We start from the raw sequence: 20,972 nt of genomic DNA, 5'->3' as shown, positions 1-20,972 counted from the left end.
CTTAAATTTTAAAAATATCTTTAGAGTTTTCGGTTGTAACTTGAGCTATCTCATCTAAAGATACGTTATATATATCTGATAGCTTCTCTAAAACCTTTACTATATATCCACTTTCGTTCCGTTTTCCCCTATAAGGCACCGGTGATAAATAAGGTGAATCCGTTTCTAACACAATATGTTTTAAGGGAATGTCATTTAAAAACTGATCTATTTTTCCATTTTTAAACGTAGCTACTCCACCAATACCTAATTTCATATTATATGATATGGCTTGGTGTGCTTGTTCTAGTGTGCCCGTAAAACAATGAAAAATCCCAAACAAATCGTCTCCCTTTTCACTTTCTAAAACTTCAAAAATCTCATTAAAAGCCTCTCTACAATGAATTACTATTGGCAGTTTATACTTTTTTGCAAGTTGTATTTGATGTTTGAATGCTTTCTTTTGAATATCCAAAGTCGACTTATCCCAATATAAATCGATACCTATTTCGCCAACGGCATAAAACTTTCGCGATGCTAGCATCTCTTCAACATGATTAAGTTCTTCCTCAAAATTGTCCTTAACATGTGTTGGGTGTAGTCCCATCATTAAATATACATGGTTAGGGTAATCTTTTTCAAGCTGAAGCATAGATTTTGTATAGGTTGAATCGATAGCAGGAATAAAAAATCTAGAAACGCCTTGCTCTATAGCCCGCTTAATAATATCGTCTCTATCCTCATCGAAAGCTTCACTGTATAAATGGGTGTGTGTGTCTGTAATTATCAAAGTCATTAATTTATTTAATGTAAAAATAATTGTTTTTATAGGATTATATTTGTTTAAAACTAATAAGATGGAATTGTTGAAGGAATTTCTTGAGAAAAAAGGGTATACTAAAGTGAAATTACACTTTACTAAAACCAATCATTTTGAGATTAAGGCAACAATAAATGGTAAAAAAGGATTATTTATACTAGATACCGGAGCATCCAATTCTTGCGTAGGTTTTGAAGGTATAGACACCTTTAAACTTAAGGCCGAAGATTCGTTAATTAAAGCCGCCGGTGCTGGTGCCATAGATATGGAGACCAAAACATCAAAAAAAAACAAGCTTAAAATTGGGAAGTGGTATAACAATAAGGTTGTTTTAGTTTTATTTAACCTTAGCCATGTTAATATGGCACTTACAAACCACAACTCGAAACCTGTAGATGGCATTATAGGTGCCGATATTTTAAAAAAAGGCAAAGCAGTCATAGATTACGAAAAGAAATATCTATATTTAAAGTTATAAATTAATAGCAATCCAATTCTCTCTCTAAACTAAATGAACACTACAATTGTTATAGCTGATGATCACCCGTTAATGCTTAGAGGCTTAACCGATTTTTTAACCTCTAAAGGGTTTAATATAATTGGTAGTGCAGAAGATGGGAAAGCTGCATACAACCTTATAGTTAAACTAAAACCAACTATTGCTATTCTAGATATTAGAATGCCATATAAAACGGGTTTAGAAATTGCTGAAGATTGCAAAAGAAATGAATTAGATACCAAAGTCATTCTAATAACCTTTGATAAGGAGGAAGAAGTTTATGATAAAGCCATAGAATGCGGTGTTTACGGTTATATTTTAAAGGAGTTTGCTATTGAAGAAATTGAAACTTGTATTAGTCAAGTTGTTATAGGCAAGCCTTATTTTAGCGAAGAAATAGCCTCCTATTTAAATGCTAGCACCTTAGAAAACAAACCTGAAACCTTAGATTTACTTACAAAATCTGAATTAAGAATAGTAAAACTTATTTCTGAAAATAAAACAAGCCAAGATATTGCCGACGAGCTATCTATTTCTATTAGAACTGTGGATAAACACCGAAGCAATGTTGTACATAAACTAAAATTAGATAACAGGCCCACATCATTATCCATTTGGGCAACCTTAAATAAAGATTTTTTATAATATACGTAGAAGTGCGTATTTTTTGTAAGACTTATATCCCTTATCTTTACAGTGCTATTAATTAGTTCTTAGGGAGAATTAAAGAAAGCTCTAGATTGTAATGGTCTAGAGCTTTTGCATTTTATAGACTTTTTTTAAACTACTCATTTTAAAATACGTATAAGTGCGTATTTTTTTTCACCGCCATTCCTTTTACTTTTACAGTGCTATTAATTAATTCTTTTGAGAGAGAATTTTTTAGATACTCTGCACTGTAGCGGTGCAGAGTTTTAAAATAAATTTAAAACCTAAAGAACATGTTCGATTCCCAGATGGAAAAAGAAAACAACACACTTAACAAATGTATTATAATAGGGTTAAGCATTTTAGCCGTTATTGTAGTCGCAATAAATCTTATTGTCTGTTTTAGTTAGTGTCGTCAAATTTGTCCCAAAACATTCGACCAAAAAAAAAGGTGTTACAATAGTATTGTAACACCTTTTTTTTATTTAGTTTATTTAATACTATAACTCTAATGCTTTTTTAACATCGTTATTCATTAATAATTCTATTGGGTTTTCTAGTGCCTCTTTAACTGCAACTAAAAAGCCTACACTTTCTTTACCATCAATAATTCTATGATCGTAAGATAGAGCAACGTACATAATTGGACGAATTACAACCTGACCATCAATAGCAACAGGGCGCTCAACAATATTGTGCATTCCTAAAATTCCACTTTGTGGAGGGTTAATAATTGGAGTAGATAACATACTTCCAAATACACCACCATTTGTAATAGTAAATGTACCACCTGTCATTTCATCAACAGTAATTTGACCATCTCTTGCTCTAAGCGCTAAACGTTTTACTTCAGACTCAACGCCTCTAAAGCTTAAGTTTTCGGCATTACGAATTACGGGCACCATTAATCCTTTTGGACCTGAAACAGCAATACTAATATCGCAAAAATCATATGATAACATTTCTTTACCATCCATCATTGAATTAACTGCTGGATACATTTCTAATGCTCTCACTACAGCTAGAGTAAAGAAACTCATAAACCCTAATCCAACTCCATGTTTAGATTTAAAGGTTTCTTTATATTCTTTACGTAAAGCAAAAATAGGCGACATATCAACTTCGTTAAACGTAGTTAACATAGCCGTTGTATTTTTAACTTCTACTAAACGCTCTGCCACTTTACGACGTAACATAGACATTTTACTTCTAGACGTACCACGACTACCTCCTGTTGGAGTTCCCATTGAAGGTACTGCATTTACAGCATCTTCTTTAGTTACGCGTCCCGCTTTACCTGTTCCAGTAATTGTTGCTGCATCTATACCTTTTTCAGCTAAAACTTTTTTAGCGGCAGGACTTGCAGTACCTGTAGCGTAAGTTTTAGTTTCGGCTGCTTTAGGCGCCTCAGCTTTTGGTGCTTCAACTTTAGCTTCAGCTTTTGGAGCCTCACCTCCTGCTGGTTTTTCTGCACTTGTATCAATTAAACAAACTACAGCTCCAACCTCAACAGCATCACCTTCTTCCGCTTTAAGCGTAATAATTCCGCTAGCTTCAGCTGGTAATTCAAGTGTTGCTTTGTCGCTATCTACTTCAGCAATAGCTTGATCCTTTTCAACATAATCACCATCTTCTACTAACCAAGTTGCTATTTCTACTTCTGTAATAGATTCGCCTGGAGAAGGCACTTTCATTTCTAAAATCATTTTTTATAATTTTAATTGTATCTGAATTTTATTTTTTAACTAAGTTTCCAAAAACCGCATCAATTACACGGCGTTGTCTACGTTTATCCCTAGTACTAGAACCCGGTGCTGGTACAGAACTGTAAGGTCTAGAAGCTACTTCTAGCTTAACCAAATCCATACGTTGTAACATATGGCTCCATGCGCCCATGTTTTTAGGTTCTTCTTGTGCCCACACATAATTTTCTACATTAGGATATTTATCAATAACGCTTTGGATTTTCTCTAAATGCAGCGGGAATAATTGCTCTATTCTAACAAGTGCAACATCCTCTCTATTTAATTCTTCTCTTTCAGCTAACAAATCGTAGTAGAATTTACCCGTACAGAACACTAATTTTTTAACGTTTTTAGGGTTAATAGTATCGTCTATAACTTCTTCAAACTTACCAGAAGCCAATTCTTTTATACTAGAAACAGCTTTTGGATGACGTAATAAACTTTTAGGAGTAAAAACGATTAATGGTTTTCTGTAACTGCGTTTCATTTGACGACGCAGTAAATGGAACATGTTTGCGGGTGTTGTACAATCTGCTACAATCATATTATCATCACCACATAATTGCAGGTAACGTTCTATTCTTGCAGATGAGTGCTCGGATCCTTGACCTTCATAACCGTGAGGTAAAAGAACCACAATACCGTTTTGAGCTTTCCATTTATCTTCGGCAGCCGCTAGATATTGATCGAATATAATTTGAGCTCCATTACTAAAATCACCAAACTGTGCTTCCCAAATGGTTAATGTATTTGGGTTTGCCATGGCATATCCATAATCGAAACCTAATACACCGTATTCTGATAAAAAGGAATTATAAATATACATTTCCCCTTTACTCTCTGGATTTGTATTTAACAGATTAATACGTTCTTCTGAAATTTCATCGCGTAAAATAGCATGACGGTGGCTAAAAGTACCACGTTCCACATCTTGACCCGATATACGAACATCGAAACCTTCTTCTAGTAAACTTCCGTATGCTAAAGTTTCGGCCATTCCCCAATCTAAAGTATCACTTTCAAAAACCATTTTTTCACGACCAGCAAGAATACGTTCTGCTTTTCGTAAAAACTTAACACCTTCAGGTACTGTTGAAACTACTTTTGAGATACTTTCTAATTTTTCTTTTGAATACGAAGTATCTTCCGGTTTAAGCATGGCATCTACACCTTGTCTCTCAAAATCCGTCCAACGTTCCTGCATAAACTCGCGAACCTTAGAAGATTTTGCTTTTTTAGACTTCGTGTACTCACTTTCTAGAGTGTCTTTAAAATCTGAAATTATATTATCTACATACCCCTGATCGATAGTATTTTCTGCTATCAATTTATCGGCATAAATTTTAAAAGGGTTTGCGTGTTTAGCAATTTCCTTATATAATTTTGGTTGTGTAAAACGAGGCTCATCACCTTCATTATGACCATATTTCCTATAGCCTAATAAATCGATATACACATCTTTTTTATAACGCATTCTGTATTCTAACGCTAATTCAACAGCATGAACTACCGCTTCGGCATCATCAGCATTTACATGCATAACTGGAGATAAAGTAACCTTTGCAACATCTGTACAATAGGTACTAGAACGTGCATCTAAATAGTTAGTTGTAAATCCAATTTGGTTATTTACAACTATATGTAAAGTTCCTCCTGTTTTATAACCAGCCAACTGACTCATTTGAGCAACTTCGTAAGCAATACCTTGTCCTGCAATTGCAGCATCTCCATGCACAATTATTGGAAGTATTTTAGAATCGTCGCCATCATAATCGCTATCAATCTTTGCTCTAGTAATACCTTCGGCAACAGGAGCAACGGTTTCTAAATGCGATGGATTAGGCACCAAATTCATCTTAATATTTTTACCGTTTTGATACGTTTTATCGAGTGTTAAACCTAAATGGTATTTTACATCACCATCAATATCTGCATCTTCAAAATCTTTACCATCAAACTCACTAAACAGCTCGTTAACAGGTTTTCTAAAAATATTAATTAGCGTACTTAAACGCCCACGGTGTGCCATACCAAGTACACACTCCTTAACACCATGTTTTTCAACGGCATAAAAAAGCACGTTACTAATAGCTGGAATTAAGGATTCGCCACCTTCCAATGAGAAACGTTTTTGGCCTACATATTTAGTTTGCAAAAAGTTTTCGAAAGTAACGGCTTGGTTTAATTTCGAAAGAATATATTTTTTTGTTTCAGCTGAAAAATTTGGCTGATTATCATTTTTATTAAGTTGTTCTTGCCACCATGCAATTACTTCTGGATTACGCAAGTACATATACTCAATTCCTATGGAACTACAATATATTTTTTCTAAATGAATAATAATTTCACGAAGGGTTTTAACACCAATCCCTAAAATATCTCCGGCATTAAAAACGGTATCTAAATCGTTTGCGCTAAGTCCAAAATTTTCGATTTCTAAAGTTGGTTGATAAGTACGTCTTGCACGAACCGGATTTGTTTTTGTAAACAAATGCCCACGCATTCTGTAACCATCAATTAATCTTACAACTTGAAATTCTTTTTGAACTTGTTCTGGTATTTGAGTAGAAACACCTTCAACAATTTCACCTTCTAATCCGTAATTATCACTACCAAAATCGTACCCTTGAAAAAAGGCTCTCCAACTTGGCTCGACTGAATCTGGACTTTGTTGATACTGTTCGTATAAATCAGCGAAATATGCTGTATGTGCTGCGTTTAAAAATGAAAATTTATCCATTGTTATTTGTAATCACGTATAGTTTAATCAAAATATTCACCAAAAATACAACTTTTACTAAAATTAGATGATTCTTTAACTATATTTATGGCAAATAATATTCAATTAACGAATATGCCTAAAATTTTGTTAATTTTTTAAAGATTTCACGCCGCTATGAATTCAATTCTTTTAATAAATAAAAAAATCGCTCTTCTTTTCACCATACTTTTATTTTGCTCTTTAAATGTTAAAGCCCAAGATACACCATCGGATTTCTGGGACCACGTGAGATTTGGCGGAGGTTTAGGTTTAAATTTTGGCGATGGCTTTTTTAGCGCTACAGTAGCCCCGAGTGCTATTTATGAATTTGATAATAATTTTTCGTTAGGATTAGGATTAAATGCTACATTCAACAACCAAAAAAACGCTTATAAATCTACTATTTTAGGAGGAAGTTTAGTAGCGCTATATAATGTAATAAGAGAAGTACAACTTTCTGCAGAATTTGAGCAACTTAATGTTAACCGCCGCTACAATACTAATATTGACCTTCCTACAGATAATTATTGGATTCCGGCGTTGTATTTAGGAGCCGGTTATAGAAGTGGTAATGTTACATTAGGTATAAGATACGATGTTTTATACGACACCGAAAAAAGTATTTATGCAGACCCTTGGGCGCCTTTTGTTAGGTTTTATTTTTAAGTAAAAAACTAGTACCCAAAAATACAATCTATTATTAAATGTACTTAATTAGAGCTTTTACAAAAGAGCTTTATTAAAACACGTACAGTAACTTCTTTTAACCAAACACTTCACCCTAAAACAAACAATAAATTAATCTAAAAGCAGATTAATTTAATTGGCTATTTCCTTGTACTCCACAAGCATTAAAACAACTAAAACACTACATCTTTAAAGGTATTTGAACACACTTTCTATAGTGAATTTTTAAAAAAGACAATTTTATCCTAAATATGATTTATATCATAAAATTAGTTGTTTTAACACAATACATTTGACTACTAAAATTAAAATAAAATGAAAACAACACTAAAAATTTTAACTACCTTATTAATAGTACTTCTTATTAGCTGTGGCGGAAAAGAAGAAAAAAAGAAAGCTGGTTTTTCTTATGACAAGAAAGAAACCACAGAAACTAAAGCTGCCCCTAAAGCAGAAAAAACGCCTCCCTCAAAAAGGGTAGATTTAAGTAATAAAGGCGTTGGGCCAATAACTTCATTAGAATTACCTGCCGAAATTGATCAAAATATGGTAACACACGGTGCCGATGTTTACAAAAAAATGTGTACCGCATGCCACAGAGCCGACAAGAAGTTTATCGGTCCTGCACCAACAGGTATATTAGAAAGAAGATCTCCAGAATGGGTAATGAACATGATACTAAACCCGGAACAGATGGTAAAAGAAGATCCATTAGCGAAAGATTTATTAATGGAATTTAATGGCGCTCCTATGGCAAACCAACATCTTACTAAAGAAGAAGCAAGAGCTGTTTTAGAATATTTTAGAACCTTAAAATAAAAATAATGAAACTAACTAAATACCTGTTTTTGGTCTTTGCAGTTGCAGTGCTTTTCTGCTCGTGTAAAGAGGCTAATAAAGAGGTTTCAACCACAGCATCAGAAGCACAACTTGAAACACAGTCTACAGAACGCACTGGTCAAGCTTTTATTGAAGGAGATTTAGGAACAACCGTTTTAAGTATTGCCATGGGTTCTAAAGATCACACCACACTAGTGGCAGCTGTGCAAGCTGCTCAATTAGAAAATGCTTTAGTAAATGCGGGACCATTAATGGTTTTTGCTCCAACTAACAAAGCTTTTTCTGCTTTGCCAGAAGGTACGGTTGAGAACTTATTAAAACCAGAAAACAAAGATGCTTTAGCTAATATTTTAAAGTATCATGTAACTCCTGGCAACTATTCTAAAGACTTTTTAAAGAAATTTAAAAAACTTGGACAAGCTAATAACGGTTATGTAAAAGTAGAAGTAGTAGACGGAGAACCTATTATTGGCGGAGCAAGAATACTAGCAAGTATTAAGGCCGGTAACGGAATTGTTCACGTTATAGATAAAGTTTTATTACCTCCAACTGAATAATATAAACACTAATTAAACTATTACACAATGAAAAAAATACTAAAATCAACATTTGCAATTGTAGCCCTTTTTGCTGCACTTACAAGTTGTAATAATTCGGGTAAATCTAGTAATTCTGGAGCCCTATCTAGCAACAACGCAGAAAAAGTATATATAGCACCAGGAGAACACGATTCGCATTACGCATTTATCTCTGGTGGCTATAGTGGTAACCTTACGGTTTACGGATTACCATCTGGAAGAATGTTTAAGGAAATACCTGTGTTTTCTCAATTCCCTACAAATGGATATGGATATTCTGAAGAAACAAAACCCATGTTAGAAACTTCTTTTGGCTTTGTGCCTTGGGACGATTCGCATCATCCAGACATTTCTCAAACTAAAGGAAAATTAGATGGTCGTTGGGTGTTTATTAATGGTAACAACACCCCGCGTATTGCCAGAATTAGTTTAACCACTTTTGAAACTGAAGAAATTATTGAAGTTCCAAATAGCGCTGGTAACCACAGTTCTTCATTTATAACGGAAAACACAGAGTATGTAGTTGCAGGAACTCGTTTTTCGGTACCTATTCCTCAATCAGATATGTCTATTAAAGACTATAAAGGCAACTTTAAAGGCGCTTTATCCTTTATTTCTGTAGATCCTGAACATGGGCATATGGATATTAAATTTCAAGTGTTAATGCCAGGTTTTAACTACGATTTATCGCACCCTGGACGTGGAAAATCTCATGGTTGGTTCTTCTTTACAACATATAATACTGAAGAAGCAAACTCGCTATTAGAAGTGAATGCATCTCAAAATGACAAAGATTTTATTGCAGCTATAAACTGGAAAAAAATTGAAGAATATGTAAATAATGGTGGTGGTAAAATGATGCCAGCAAGTTACGCACATAACATATATAACGATGATACCCATACAGCAACCTCCACATTAAAAAAAGAAGTACGTGTGGTAAATCCATCAGATGTTCCTGGAGCTGTGTACTTAATCCCAACGCCAAAATCACCTCATGGATGTGATGTGGATCCTTCTGGAGAGTACATTGTTGGTAACGGTAAACTGTCTGCTAATTTAACAGTGCATTCATTTACAAAAATGCTAGACGCTATTAAAAACGAAAAATTTGCAGGAGAAGCTTACGGAATTCCAATATTAAATTTCGAAGATGTTTTAGCGGGCTCTGTTGAACAACCAGGATTAGGACCTTTACATACTGAATTTGATGGTAAAGGAAACGCATATACTACATTCTTCATTTCATCTGAAGTTGTAAAATGGAAATTAGGAACTTGGGAAGTTATTGACAGAAAACCAACATATTACTCTGTAGGCCACTTAACAATACCTGGAGGAAACTCTGCCGAACCTTTTGGAAAATATATGTTTGCTATGAACAAAATAACAAAAGACCGTTATTTACCAACAGGTCCAGAAATGGAACATTCTGCTCAATTATATGATATTTCGGGTGATAAAATGGAACTACTTTTAGATTTCCCAACACACGGAGAACCTCATTATGCAGCAGCTATTCCAGCAGAAATTATTAAAAACAACTCTCGTAAAATCTTTAAGTTATCAGAAAATCAACACCCTCACAAAGCGTTAAGCGATGCCGATACTAAAGTAGTTAGAGATGGTAAAAACGTTCATGTATATATGACTATGATTCGTAGTCACTTTTCACCAGATAATATAGAAGGTATAAAAGTTGGAGACAACGTATTCTTTCATATTACTAACCTAGAGCAAGATTTTGATGTCCCTCATGGTTTCGCAATGATTGGCGCTAGAAATGCCGAGTTATTAATTGCACCTGGACAAACAAAAACATTAACATGGAAACCAGAAAGAGTTGGTGTATGGCCATTCTACTGTACAGATTTCTGTTCTGCATTACACCAAGAAATGCAAGGTTATGTTCGTGTGTCTCCTGCTAGCTCAAACATTGAATTGGCTTGGTCTTTAGGAGAATAGTTAAGCACTAATAAAACTTAGGGAAATTTTGTTTTAGTGTTTATTTCCCTAACATAAGGCGAGAGTTGACATGTCGCTCTCGCCTTTCTTTTTAAATCACTAAAAACACCAAATAAACTTCAAAATACTTGATTACCAATTTGGTATCACTAGATGATTAATTATCTAATACTAAAAGATTATGAAAAAGGCTGGAATTATAATGATATTAGGATCCTTATTATTACTAGGGCTTTTTAAATTCCCTTTATGGAACATTATGTTAGGTGCTCCACAATATCCTGAACCCTTAGGAATGAATATCTACATTGAAGGTATTAAAGGCGTACAAGAGTTCGATTTACAAAACATAGACGGCTTAAACCACTACATAGGAATGAAAACCATTCCGAAAGCAGAAGATATGTGGGAGTTCTCAGTTTTCCCTAAAGTAATTATAGCTATGGTAATTTTAGGCGTTGTTATAGGACTATTAGGCTATCTTAAAAAAGTAAGTTACAAGTACTTTTTAGGCTGGTTCTTGCTTATGTCTGTATTGGGTATATTGGGTATGTACGATTTTAATAATTGGCTTATTGATTACGGAAGTAACTTAGACCCGCATGCTATTATAAAAGTAACCAATCCTGATGGCACACCAATGTCTTACAAACCACCATTATTAGGTTTTCAAAAACTACTAAATTTCGACGTAACGTCGTTACCACACATAGGCGGTTATTTAATGTTTGTTGGTATGTCTTTAACACTAGTTGCTTTTGGGTTAGGACGAAAAACAAGCCTGAAAAAGACAACACAGTAAGTAACGCTGCCATCTTCAAAACACTAAAACACTAAAAACATGCAAACACTAAAACACTATTCAATTTTTGCATTACTACTATTAATTTTAAGTTGTAATGTATCACCAGAACCTATAAACTATGGAAGCGACGGATGTCAATTCTGCAAAATGACTATTGTAGATAAGATTCATGCTGCCGAAATTGTAACTAAAAAAGGTAAAGTATATAAATTTGATGCTACAGAATGTATGATTAATTTCCTTAAAGATTTTGATACCTCTGAAATTCAACTGTATTTATCAAACAACTACACAACACCCGAAGCATTAATTGATGCCACCAAAGCGACCTTTTTAATTAGCAAAAATATTCCAAGTCCTATGGGTGCTTTTCTTTCCGCTTTTAAAAGCGAAAACGATGCTAAAAATGTGCAAGCCGATAAAGGAGGCGAACTTTACTCCTGGGAAACCTTACTAGCAAAATTAAAAGACTAGTAATATGAAGCATTTGCTAACACTATTAGTGGTCGTTTTAATAACCAAACCATCTATTGCCCAAATGGTTACAGTTTGTAAAACATGTCCTATTTCCACATTAACGGATGGTATTGCACAGGCAAAAGATTTTGATACCATTGTAGTAAAAAAAGGTACATACAAAGAACATAATGTTATTGTCGATAAACCTTTAACTATAATAGGTGAAAAATACCCTGTTATTGATGGTGAATTAAAAGGAGAAATTATAACTATAATTTCAGATCATGTTACTGTAGATGGTCTTTTCATGATAAACGTTGGTAATAGCTATACTGAAGATTTTGCTGCAATTCGTGTTAAAAACAGTAAAAATTTCTTGATTCAGAATTTAGTTTTAGAAAAGCTATTTTTTGGAATTTACATTGAAAAATCAAGGGACGGAAAAGTATACCATAACAAAATAATTGGAGAAGCTGTAGAAGAATATAATTCCGGAAACGGCATTCAACTTTGGTACAGTAAAAACATTGAAATTGAACATAATTTTGTCCAACATGTTAGAGATGGCATTTATTTAGAATTCTCTAATGCTTGTGTAATAAAAAATAATGTAAGTGCATTAAACGTGCGCTACGGGTTACACTTTATGTTCTCAAACGACGATGTATACCAAGACAATACCTTCGAGAACAATGGTGCTGGTGTTGCTGTAATGTTCTCCAAACGCATAAAAATGTTTAACAATATTTTTAAAGAAAATTGGGGAACAGCATCCTATGGTTTATTACTAAAAGAAATTAACGATGCTGAAATTGAAGGCAACATATTTGAAGACAACACCATTGGCATTAATGTAGAAGGCACCAACCGTATTAATTACAAACACAATATATTTAAAAACAATGGTTGGGCCATTAAAGTAAAAGGAGCTTGTTATACTAACATATTTACAGAGAACAACTTTTTGTATAACTCCTTTGATATCGCCTATAACAGCAAGGTTAACGACAATGAATTTAACAAAAATTATTGGAGCAGTTACACAGGCTACGACCTCGATAAAAACGGTATTGGAGATGTGCCATATAGACCCGTAAAACTATTTTCTTATATCGTAAACCGTACACCAGAAACTATTATTCTATTACGCAGTATGTTTATAGATATTATTGATTTTTCTGAAAAAGTATCACCTGTTTTTACTCCAGATGATTTATTGGACAACAACCCACAAATAAAAAAATTAACATGGTAACCATTGAAAATCTACATAAAAAATTCGGTAAGAATCAAGTACTAAGTGGTGTTGATTTAGAGATAAGCGAAGGCGGAATTTTTGCTGTATTGGGTCCTAATGGCTCTGGTAAAACCACTTTAATAAAATCGGTTTTAGGGATGGTAATTCCAGATAAAGGGAACATTACTGTACTGAATGAAAACATTAAAAAAAATTCCGAATACAGACATAAAATTGACTATTTACCACAAATAGCCAACTTTCCTAGTAACCTTCGTGTTAAAGAATTAGTTAAAATGATTAAGGATTTACGCAAACCAACCAATGAGGACGAACGTTTAATTGAGCTGTTTAAATTAGAACCCTTTTTAGACAAAAAATTAGGTAATCTTTCTGGAGGTACCAAACAAAAAGTAAATCTTGTATTAACCTTTATGTTTGATAGTCCGTTAATTATTCTAGACGAACCAACAACAGGTTTAGATCCAATATCACTAATTAGATTAAAAGATTTAATTAAAGCCGAAAAAGCCAAAGGAAAAACTATACTTATAACATCGCATATTATGAGTTTTGTTGAGGAAATATCAGATGAAATTGTATTTATCCTCGAAGGCAAAATTTACTTTAAAGGCACCATTCAAAAATTAAAAACCAAGACTAATCAGCCAGATTTTGAACATGCGATTGCGTCTATATTAACCGATAACCATGCTTAAGATATTAAAATATAGTTTTTACGACCTTATGCGTAGTCGCTGGAGTTACGTGTATTTTGCTTTCTATTTATTGCTGGGCATTGTCTTGTTATTTTTAAATAACGATTTATCAAAAGCAGTAATTACCCTAATGAACGTTATTATTGTTTTAGTGCCGCTTATAGGAACTATTTTTGGTGTCATGTATTATTACAATTCCAAAGAATTTACAGAGCTACTATTGGCACAACCTTTAAAACGATCCTCTATATTTTTAGGGCAATATTTAGGTGTTGCCTTATCCTTATCTATGAGTTTAATTTTAGGTTTAGGTATTCCATTTGTGTTTTATGGTTTGTTTGAAAGTAGTGCCATTTGGGACTTTTCACTGTTACTAATTACAGGTACAATTTTAACCTTAATTTTTACTGCTTTAGCTTTTAATATTGCACTATCCAACGAGAATAAAATTAAAGGTTTTGGTTATGCTATTTTACTTTGGCTATTTCTTGCTGTAATCTACGATGGCTTGTTTTTAATGACCCTTATTTTGTTTGAAGATTATCCATTAGATAAGGTCTCATTAATTGGCACCATGTTAAACCCAATAGATTTATCGAGAACACTCATCCTTTTAAAATTAGATATTTCTGCGTTATTAGGCTATACTGGTGCTGTTTTTAAACAATTTTTCGGAACAAGCTTCGGGTTACTTGTATCTTTTGTTATGCTTACCATTTGGGTTGTTATGCCTGTTTTACGCATTGTATTTAAATCAAAGAAAAAAGATTTTTAATTATGAAACGATTACTATCAAATTCGGTCCTACTTATAATGATTATATTAAGTTTTCATTCATGTAAAAGCAATAACACCGAACCTAAAGCCATTAAGCTAGAAGGTTTAAAACTTAACAATAGCAAAAAGTGGATTGCCAATGAAGAAACCCATATTGGCATGAAACGTATTGATTCTATTTTAACAAATAATACGGCAACAAACGGAATTGTATTAGGCGATATACTTTCAAAACAAACAAGTTATATCATTAAAAGCTGTGATATGGAAGGTGAAGCGCATGACCAACTTCATGTGGTGCTTGTTCCAATGTTAGAAGAAATTACAAATATTAAAGATGAACATAACAGATTAAAACTTGAACAAAAAATCAATCATTTAAAAAGTTTAACAGACACTTACTTTGAATATTTTAAACTTTAATTAATTTGAAGAAAAAACCCCAGACAGTCTTAACAATAAGACCCTGGGGTTTTAAACGTAAAAAAGCTTAACTACACAAACTGTTGTTCTAATTTTACGGCTTTAGGGAACAATATGTTATTCTCTAAATGAATATGTAAATGCAAATCTTTTTCAAACTCGTCTAACATGGCGTAAGTTACTTTGTAAGTATTACATGCGTCTGCCGGTGGGTTGTAATTATTTGTCAATTCCGCTATTTCTCTATAGCGTTCGCCTTCCGTATCATGTTCGTGCTTCATCATAGCAATTGGGTTTTCAACAGTGCCAAATTGAGGTGATTGAATCGCTTCATTTTTAATAGTAGCATTCACCATTCTTTTAACAAATGGAAAAAGTATCAATTCTTCTTTCTTCATATGTGAAGCTAATTCGCCTGCGGAAGCCGTAAACAGATCATTTATTTTAAACAATTCTGGATGACGCTCACCATGTACACGACATAATTTATCTAAAAACTGACGTAAAACAGGAATCTTCTCTTCCACATATCTATGATGCTTCTTTTCTATATACTCAGCCAATAAATCCAATGGCCAAGATTTATAATCAATACTTTCATTTGTACCAGATTTTAAAACCTCATTAAGTTCATCTACTAGCATATTGCTATCAATTCCTTTTTTATCGCAAGCCTCTTCTACTGTTCTATTGCCATTACAACAAAAGTCAATTTTATATTTTGAAAAAACTGCTGCTGTTCTAAAATCATCGGCAACAAATTGCCCTATTTCTTTTTGTGCATCTTTATTTAATGTTTCCATAGCATTATTTTATTTCGGATAAATTTATCCTATTTATATTTAAATTTTTTTAGTCCTTTAAGCCCTTATTTTCGCTATACTTTTAAAAATGAAGCACCCGATTTTATATTAAGAGCCAATTCTTCCAAATTTGTATTTTCAAGCATAAACTTAAGCTCGTCGCGAACGCCTTTAAATTTATCGTGTACGGGACATGGATGGTTTTCATCACATTTATCTAAACCTAATCCACAGGCACTATAAATGGTATCTCCATCAATAGCTTTTACAATTTGCGATAATTTAATAGTACTTATATCACCTTTGTTAATCTCGAACCCCCCGTAAGCGCCTTTTACAGATTTAACAACATCATGTTTTACTAATGCCTGTAATATTTTTGCAGTAAAGGCTTGAGGAGAACTTATCTCCATAGCTATTTCTTTTGGGCTAACGCGTATACCTTCATAAGATTTTGTAGCTATAAAAATTGCTGCTTTTATTCCGTATTCGCAAGCTTTTGAAAACATAAGGCTAATAATATTTTACTACAAATATAAACCAAAAACCAATTAGGACAAAATTATCTTAATTAATAATTATTTCTAAACCAAACTTTCTGCCATTCGCGTTTTAATATTAAAAAGGAGACCTCTTCAGAGAGTTTTAAAATATCATCTCCATTTAGTGCTTTTACCTGTTTTTCTGAAACATCTATAATGTAAAGCAAGCTTAAGTAGTCGGTAAATTTTTCGTGAATTAGTTTATAAACCGTTTCGTGAAGCATCAATTTTAAACTTGATGGTAAAATTTCTTCATGAAAATCCAAATCTATATTAGCTAAAAGGAAGTCTTTATTTAACTGCAGAATTAATTTTTTATATAACTCTAACTGATTGGCTTGTTCAATTAAATTTTCGAAAGTATCTGGTAATTTCATAAACAAGATTCCTAATTAACAGGAAACAAAATTTGATTATTAAACGGTTCTGTTCATTAAATTATTTCCAAAGGATTTAAGTAACTGCTTTTTATCTTCAGCAATATTTAAAGATTCTAAAACCGTAAATGCCTTTTTTGTGTACTCTTGTATTGCGTTTTTTGTAGCTTCGGCAGACCCTGTTGAAACAAAAAACTGTTTTGCAACTTCAATTTTAGTATTAACATCCTCTGGATTAGATGCAAATAACTGGCTTAACTCTTTACGATCACTTTCATTAGAAAATTCTGAAGCTTTTAAATACAAATACGTCTTTTTATTTTCAATAATATCACCTCCAACTTGCTTTCCAAAAGTTTTAGGATCGCCAAAAGCATCTAAATAATCGTCTTGCAATTGAAACGCAATACCTAGAAAACGTCCAAATTCATATATATTATTTTGATCTTCAACAGATGCTTTGGCCACAATAGCTCCCATTTTCATGGCTGCTCCAACTAAAACTGCTGTTTTATACTCTATCATTTTTAAATATTCAGGAATAGTAACATCATTTCTAATTTCAAAATCGACATCGTATTGCTGACCTTCACATACTTCCAAAGCCGTTTTACTAAACAACTTTGCTAATGCCTGAAAAATAATAGGTTCGTAATTTTCAAATAATTGATATGCCATAATTAACATAGCATCCCCAGAAAGAATCCCAGTGTTTATATCCCATTTTTCATGCACCGTACTCTGGCCTCTGCGCAAAGGCGCATCATCCATAATATCATCATGAACTAACGAAAAGTTATGAAACACCTCTATACTTAAAGCAGCATTTAAGGCACTTTTATAATTACCAGTAAAAATATCGGCAGTCATTAAAGTTAAAACAGGACGAAGCCTCTTTCCTCCTAAACCCAAAATATAATTTATAGGATCGTAAAGGTTTTTAGGCTCTTTGAAGGTGGAAAAGTTTTCTAAATATGTGATAAACTCTTCTTGGTATTTTTCTATTGAAAGCATCAAACAAAAATAGGGTAAATCATCATAATTAAAAACTTCAACACAAAAGGATATGTTAAAAAATCATTAAAACTCCGGAAACTTTATTTGTTTTTAAAGTTTCCTGTTGTACATTTGCACCTAATTATGAGAGAAAAAATAGTAAAAAAAGCAACCGACTTGTTTTTAAACCTAGGGTTTAAAAGTGTCACGATGGATGATATTGCTCATGAAATGGGTATATCGAAAAAAACGATTTATGTCCATTTTGCTAATAAAACAAAATTAGTTGAAGCTGTTTCATTTTCTGTTTTCGATTTAATTTGTAACGGTATTGATAATATATGTTGCAACTCCGCAAACCCAATAGAGGAATTATACGATATAAAGATGTTTGTAATGCATCATTTAGAAAGCGAAAAATCGTCGCCCCAATTTCAATTAAAAAAATATTATCCACAAATATATGCAACACTTCATTTAAAACAATTTGAAAAAATGCATGACTCTGTTAGCGAAAGCCTACAAAGAGGTGTGGATACGGGTTTATTTCGTGCTAATATTGACATAGCATTTATATCTAGAATGTATTTTAATGGCATGACAGGTATTAAAGATGGCACTATTTTTCCACCAGAGTTGTTCTCTATGGATTACTTAATGGAAAGTTATTTGGAATACCACTTAAGAGCCATTGTTACCGAAAAAGGCTTCAAAACTTTAAATAAATTTATAACATCAAATCAATCATAAAATGAAGAACAAACTAATATTAATTTTTAGCTTATTAGTTTCTATAACCGCTATCGCACAAGAAACCAAACAGCGTTTTTCGTTAGAAGAAGCTATTTCTTTTGCCTTAGAAAATAATAGAACAGCTAAAAACGCTAGCAGAGATATTGAAGCTGCAAAGCAACAAAAATGGGAAACAACAGCTGCTGGTTTACCTCAACTTAATGCCGCAGTAGATTATCAAAACAGCATAAAACAGCAACTTCAAGTTGTTGAGGCTTCTGCTTTTGGCGGTCCACAAGGTGAATATACGGCAATAGCTTTAGGACTAGAACAAAGCTTAATAGGTTCTGCAACTTTAAGCCAATTACTTTTTGATGGTTCTTATATAGTAGGCTTACAATCTGCAAAAGTATATTTAGAAATATCTAAAAACGCCAAAACCAAAACAGATTTAGAAGTTAGAAAAGCTGTAGTTAACGCTTATGGTAATGTTTTACTAACCGAAGAAAGCGTAACTATTTTAGAGCGCAACAAATTGGCATTGCAAAAAAATCTTGACGAAACCACTAAAATTTATGAAAACGGTTTAGAGGAAGAAGAAAGTGTAGAACAGCTAAAAATAACATTATCTACCATTAACAGCACCTTAAACAACAGTATTAGGTTAAAAAAAGTAGCCTACCAGATGCTTAATATTACATTAGGCCTAGATATTGAAAACGAAACGGTACTAACAGATAATCTAGAAACATTAACAGCCCAAAACATCGATTTAGCATTTACAAATGATCCGTTTTCAATAGAAAACACAATAGATTATAAAATTGCCGAAAACGATAAAACCTCTAAGGAGCTATTGCTAAAATTAGAGAAATACAAAAACTTACCAACACTTAGCGCTTTTTTATCAGGAGGATATGCCTCTTATAGCCCAGAGTTTACCTTTCTAGATAGCGACCAAAAATATTATGGCTTCGGTATTTTTGGAGCCAAATTAAGTATTCCAATTTTTACCTCTGGAGCATCCAATTCTAAAATACAACGTGCTAAAATTAATTTAGAAAAAGCCGAAGACGACCTAACGGAAACCGAACAACAATTAAAATTACAAATTGCATCGGCAAAAAGTGATTATCAATTTGCTATTGAAGAATATAGCATTAAGAAAGAGAATTTAAATCTGGCCGAACGTATCGAGAAAAAAAATCAAACTAAATTTTTTGAAGGTATTGCATCTAGCTTCGAGTTAAGACAAGCACAAACGCAACTCTACACCGCACAACAAGAATTTTTACAAGCCATGCTAAATGTTATAAACAACAAAGTGGCGCTAGAAACCATTACAAACCAAGAGCTATAAACCCAACCAAAATTAAGTGAATTTAATAAACGTAACAACCATGAAATACATATATCTAACATTTTTAAGTGCTTTTATTCTAACCTCTTGTGGAGGTGAAGGAAAAAAATCTGTTGAAGACATTATTGCTACAAACGATTTAGAACTTATTAGAACTAAAAAAAGCGAACTTGAAGTTTCTGCTCAAGAAATTTCAGAAAAACTAAAACAATTAGAACAATCTATTAAAAGTTTAGATCCTCAAGAAAAGATTCCTTTAATAACAACCTTTCATGCTAAAGAGGCTGTTTTTAATCACTTTGTAGAATTACAAGGTAACGTAAACACAAAACAAAACTTACTAATCTATCCGGAATTCTCAGGTGTATTAACTCAAGTTTATGTTAAAGAAGGACAAAACGTTAAGAAAGGACAAATTTTAGCTAAAATTGATGATGGCGGATTAGGCCAGCAATTAGCACAGTTAAAAATTCAAACCGAATTAGCTAAAACAACTTATGAGCGTCAAGAACGTTTATGGAAGCAAAATATAGGTAGTGAAATACAATTTTTACAAGCCAAAGCATCTTATGAGGGACAGCTAGAAGCTACAAAACAACTAGAACAACAAGTCGCAAAAACCGTTGTTCGCGCTCCATTTTCGGGTACTATCGACGATGTTATTACAGATCAAGGTAGTGTTGTAGGTCCGGGTCAAACTATGTTATTTCGAATTGTAAACCTAGACGATATGTACATTGAAACAGAAGTGCCAGAGCGCTATGTTTCAGATATTGTAAATGGTAAAGAAGTTAAAGTAGAGTTCCCTGTGCTTGGAAAAAGCATAGATGCTAAAGTTCGTCAAGCCGGAAACTTTATAAACCCTTCTAACCGTACGTTTAAGGTAGAAGTTGCTATTGCTAATAAAGATAAAGACATTAAACCAAACCTTACAGCAAAGCTTAAAATTAACGATTACACCAACCAAAAGGCCATACTAATACCGCAAAGTATTATATCAGAAAATGCAGAAGGTCAGCAATACGTGTACACCATTACCAATAAAGTTGAAAATAAAGCCAAAGTAAAACGTGAGTTTATTGAAACCGGAAGAACTCAAGGTGATTATATTGAGGTATTATCTGGTATAGAGAACAATGAAGAACTTATTGTTGAAGGTGCTAGAAGTGTAAAAGATGGTCAAGATGTAAAAGTTCTTGATATTGAAGAGGAAAACTAAA

The 20,972-nt window shown here is 33.0% G+C and carries 22 protein-coding genes; 15 read left to right on the top strand and 7 right to left on the bottom strand.

From position 1 onward, the window contains the following. Position 1: 1 nt before the first annotated feature. Positions 2–769 (bottom strand): TatD family hydrolase, encoded by a 768-nt coding sequence (locus HNQ90_RS02420; protein ID WP_144115565.1) that lies wholly within the window; start codon positions 767–769, stop codon positions 2–4. A gap of 67 nt (positions 770–836) precedes the next feature. Between HNQ90_RS02420 and HNQ90_RS02415 the strand changes: the two genes are divergently transcribed. Together HNQ90_RS02415 and HNQ90_RS02410 are read left to right on the top strand one after the other, a co-directional pair. Next, on the top strand, positions 837–1,277 hold the full coding sequence (locus HNQ90_RS02415) for a retropepsin-like aspartic protease (RefSeq protein WP_144115054.1): 441 nt from the start codon (positions 837–839) through the stop codon (positions 1,275–1,277). Between the two features lie 33 nt (positions 1,278–1,310). Beyond that, positions 1,311–1,943, top strand: a complete 633-nt coding sequence (locus HNQ90_RS02410) for a response regulator (protein ID WP_144115053.1) — start codon at positions 1,311–1,313, stop codon at positions 1,941–1,943. Between the two features lie 503 nt (positions 1,944–2,446). Here the strand turns inward: HNQ90_RS02410 and odhB are convergent. Together odhB and HNQ90_RS02400 are read right to left on the bottom strand one after the other, a co-directional pair. Then, entirely contained in the window at positions 2,447–3,652 is a 1,206-nt protein-coding gene (gene odhB / locus HNQ90_RS02405; RefSeq protein WP_144115052.1) for a 2-oxoglutarate dehydrogenase complex dihydrolipoyllysine-residue succinyltransferase, read from the bottom strand. Positions 3,653–3,680: 28 nt separating this feature from the next. After that, complete coding sequence (locus HNQ90_RS02400) at positions 3,681–6,431, bottom strand: 2-oxoglutarate dehydrogenase E1 component (RefSeq protein WP_144115051.1); 2,751 nt, start codon at positions 6,429–6,431, stop codon at positions 3,681–3,683. A 156-nt stretch (positions 6,432–6,587) separates the two neighbouring features. On the opposite strand from HNQ90_RS02400, the gene HNQ90_RS02395 reads away from it, so the two are divergent. The 10 genes from HNQ90_RS02395 to HNQ90_RS02350 all read left to right on the top strand — a co-directional run bounded on the left by HNQ90_RS02395 (position 6,588) and on the right by HNQ90_RS02350 (position 14,942). Next, on the top strand, positions 6,588–7,118 hold the full coding sequence (locus HNQ90_RS02395) for an alpha-ketoglutarate decarboxylase (RefSeq protein ID WP_144115050.1): 531 nt from the start codon (positions 6,588–6,590) through the stop codon (positions 7,116–7,118). 336 nt (positions 7,119–7,454) lie between these two features. Next, the gene (locus HNQ90_RS02390; RefSeq protein WP_144115049.1) at positions 7,455–7,958 is read left to right on the top strand and encodes a c-type cytochrome; all 504 of its coding nucleotides are present in this window, start codon (positions 7,455–7,457) and stop codon (positions 7,956–7,958) included. A gap of 5 nt (positions 7,959–7,963) precedes the next feature. After that, positions 7,964–8,536, top strand: coding sequence for a fasciclin domain-containing protein (locus HNQ90_RS02385; RefSeq protein ID WP_144115048.1), 573 nt, complete (start codon positions 7,964–7,966; stop codon positions 8,534–8,536). Positions 8,537–8,563: 27 nt separating this feature from the next. Then, positions 8,564–10,522 carry a Sec-dependent nitrous-oxide reductase gene (gene nosZ, locus HNQ90_RS02380; RefSeq protein WP_144115047.1) on the top strand — a complete coding sequence of 653 codons (1,959 nt, stop codon included), beginning with the start codon at positions 8,564–8,566 and terminating at the stop codon, positions 10,520–10,522. Positions 10,523–10,703: 181 nt separating this feature from the next. After that, positions 10,704–11,324 (top strand): hypothetical protein, encoded by a 621-nt coding sequence (locus HNQ90_RS02375; RefSeq protein WP_144115046.1) that lies wholly within the window; start codon positions 10,704–10,706, stop codon positions 11,322–11,324. 39 nt (positions 11,325–11,363) lie between these two features. Beyond that, complete coding sequence (locus tag HNQ90_RS02370; RefSeq protein WP_144115045.1) at positions 11,364–11,801, top strand: nitrous oxide reductase accessory protein NosL; 438 nt, start codon at positions 11,364–11,366, stop codon at positions 11,799–11,801. 4 nt (positions 11,802–11,805) lie between these two features. After that, positions 11,806–13,041 carry a nitrous oxide reductase family maturation protein NosD gene (locus tag HNQ90_RS02365; RefSeq protein ID WP_144115044.1) on the top strand — a complete coding sequence of 412 codons (1,236 nt, stop codon included), beginning with the start codon at positions 11,806–11,808 and terminating at the stop codon, positions 13,039–13,041. Then, positions 13,035–13,742, top strand: a complete 708-nt coding sequence (locus HNQ90_RS02360; RefSeq protein WP_144115043.1) for an ABC transporter ATP-binding protein — start codon at positions 13,035–13,037, stop codon at positions 13,740–13,742. The genes HNQ90_RS02365 and HNQ90_RS02360 overlap by 7 nt, the downstream gene beginning before the upstream one ends. After that, a complete protein-coding gene (locus tag HNQ90_RS02355) occupies positions 13,735–14,517 on the top strand; it encodes an ABC transporter permease (protein WP_144115042.1) in 783 nt (260 codons plus the stop codon). Before HNQ90_RS02360 ends, HNQ90_RS02355 begins: the two co-directional genes overlap by 8 nt. A 2-nt stretch (positions 14,518–14,519) precedes the next feature. Continuing rightward, positions 14,520–14,942 (top strand): hypothetical protein, encoded by a 423-nt coding sequence (locus HNQ90_RS02350; protein ID WP_241678314.1) that lies wholly within the window; start codon positions 14,520–14,522, stop codon positions 14,940–14,942. Between the two features lie 71 nt (positions 14,943–15,013). Here HNQ90_RS02350 and ric read toward each other — a convergent pair whose 3' ends face one another. The 4 genes from ric to HNQ90_RS02330 all read right to left on the bottom strand — a co-directional run bounded on the left by ric (position 15,014) and on the right by HNQ90_RS02330 (position 17,678). Continuing rightward, a complete protein-coding gene (ric, locus tag HNQ90_RS02345; RefSeq protein WP_144115041.1) occupies positions 15,014–15,745 on the bottom strand; it encodes an iron-sulfur cluster repair di-iron protein in 732 nt (243 codons plus the stop codon). Between the two features lie 74 nt (positions 15,746–15,819). Further along, a complete protein-coding gene (locus HNQ90_RS02340) occupies positions 15,820–16,254 on the bottom strand; it encodes an RrF2 family transcriptional regulator (protein WP_144115040.1) in 435 nt (144 codons plus the stop codon). A gap of 62 nt (positions 16,255–16,316) precedes the next feature. Beyond that, positions 16,317–16,664: a hypothetical protein gene (locus tag HNQ90_RS02335; protein WP_144115039.1), complete on the bottom strand. Its 348-nt coding sequence runs from the start codon at positions 16,662–16,664 to the stop codon at positions 16,317–16,319. A 39-nt stretch (positions 16,665–16,703) separates the two neighbouring features. Beyond that, positions 16,704–17,678: a polyprenyl synthetase family protein gene (locus HNQ90_RS02330; RefSeq protein WP_144115038.1), complete on the bottom strand. Its 975-nt coding sequence runs from the start codon at positions 17,676–17,678 to the stop codon at positions 16,704–16,706. A gap of 126 nt (positions 17,679–17,804) precedes the next feature. On the opposite strand from HNQ90_RS02330, the gene HNQ90_RS02325 reads away from it, so the two are divergent. Genes HNQ90_RS02325 through HNQ90_RS02315 form a run of 3 tightly spaced genes read left to right on the top strand, consistent with a single transcriptional unit; the run spans position 17,805 to position 20,971 of the window. Continuing rightward, entirely contained in the window at positions 17,805–18,410 is a 606-nt protein-coding gene (locus tag HNQ90_RS02325; protein WP_144115037.1) for a TetR/AcrR family transcriptional regulator, read from the top strand. A 1-nt stretch (position 18,411) separates the two neighbouring features. Further along, entirely contained in the window at positions 18,412–19,752 is a 1,341-nt protein-coding gene (locus HNQ90_RS02320; protein ID WP_144115036.1) for a TolC family protein, read from the top strand. Positions 19,753–19,792: 40 nt separating this feature from the next. Further along, positions 19,793–20,971 (top strand): efflux RND transporter periplasmic adaptor subunit, encoded by a 1,179-nt coding sequence (locus HNQ90_RS02315; RefSeq protein ID WP_144115035.1) that lies wholly within the window; start codon positions 19,793–19,795, stop codon positions 20,969–20,971. The last annotated feature ends 1 nt before the right edge of the window (position 20,972 follow it).

This window comes from Algibacter amylolyticus (assembly GCF_014202225.1).
Classification (GTDB): Bacteria; Bacteroidota; Bacteroidia; order Flavobacteriales; family Flavobacteriaceae; genus Algibacter_B; species Algibacter_B amylolyticus.
Note: the sequence above shows the minus strand (reverse complement) of the source record. Positions and strands in the feature narration are given on the sequence as shown.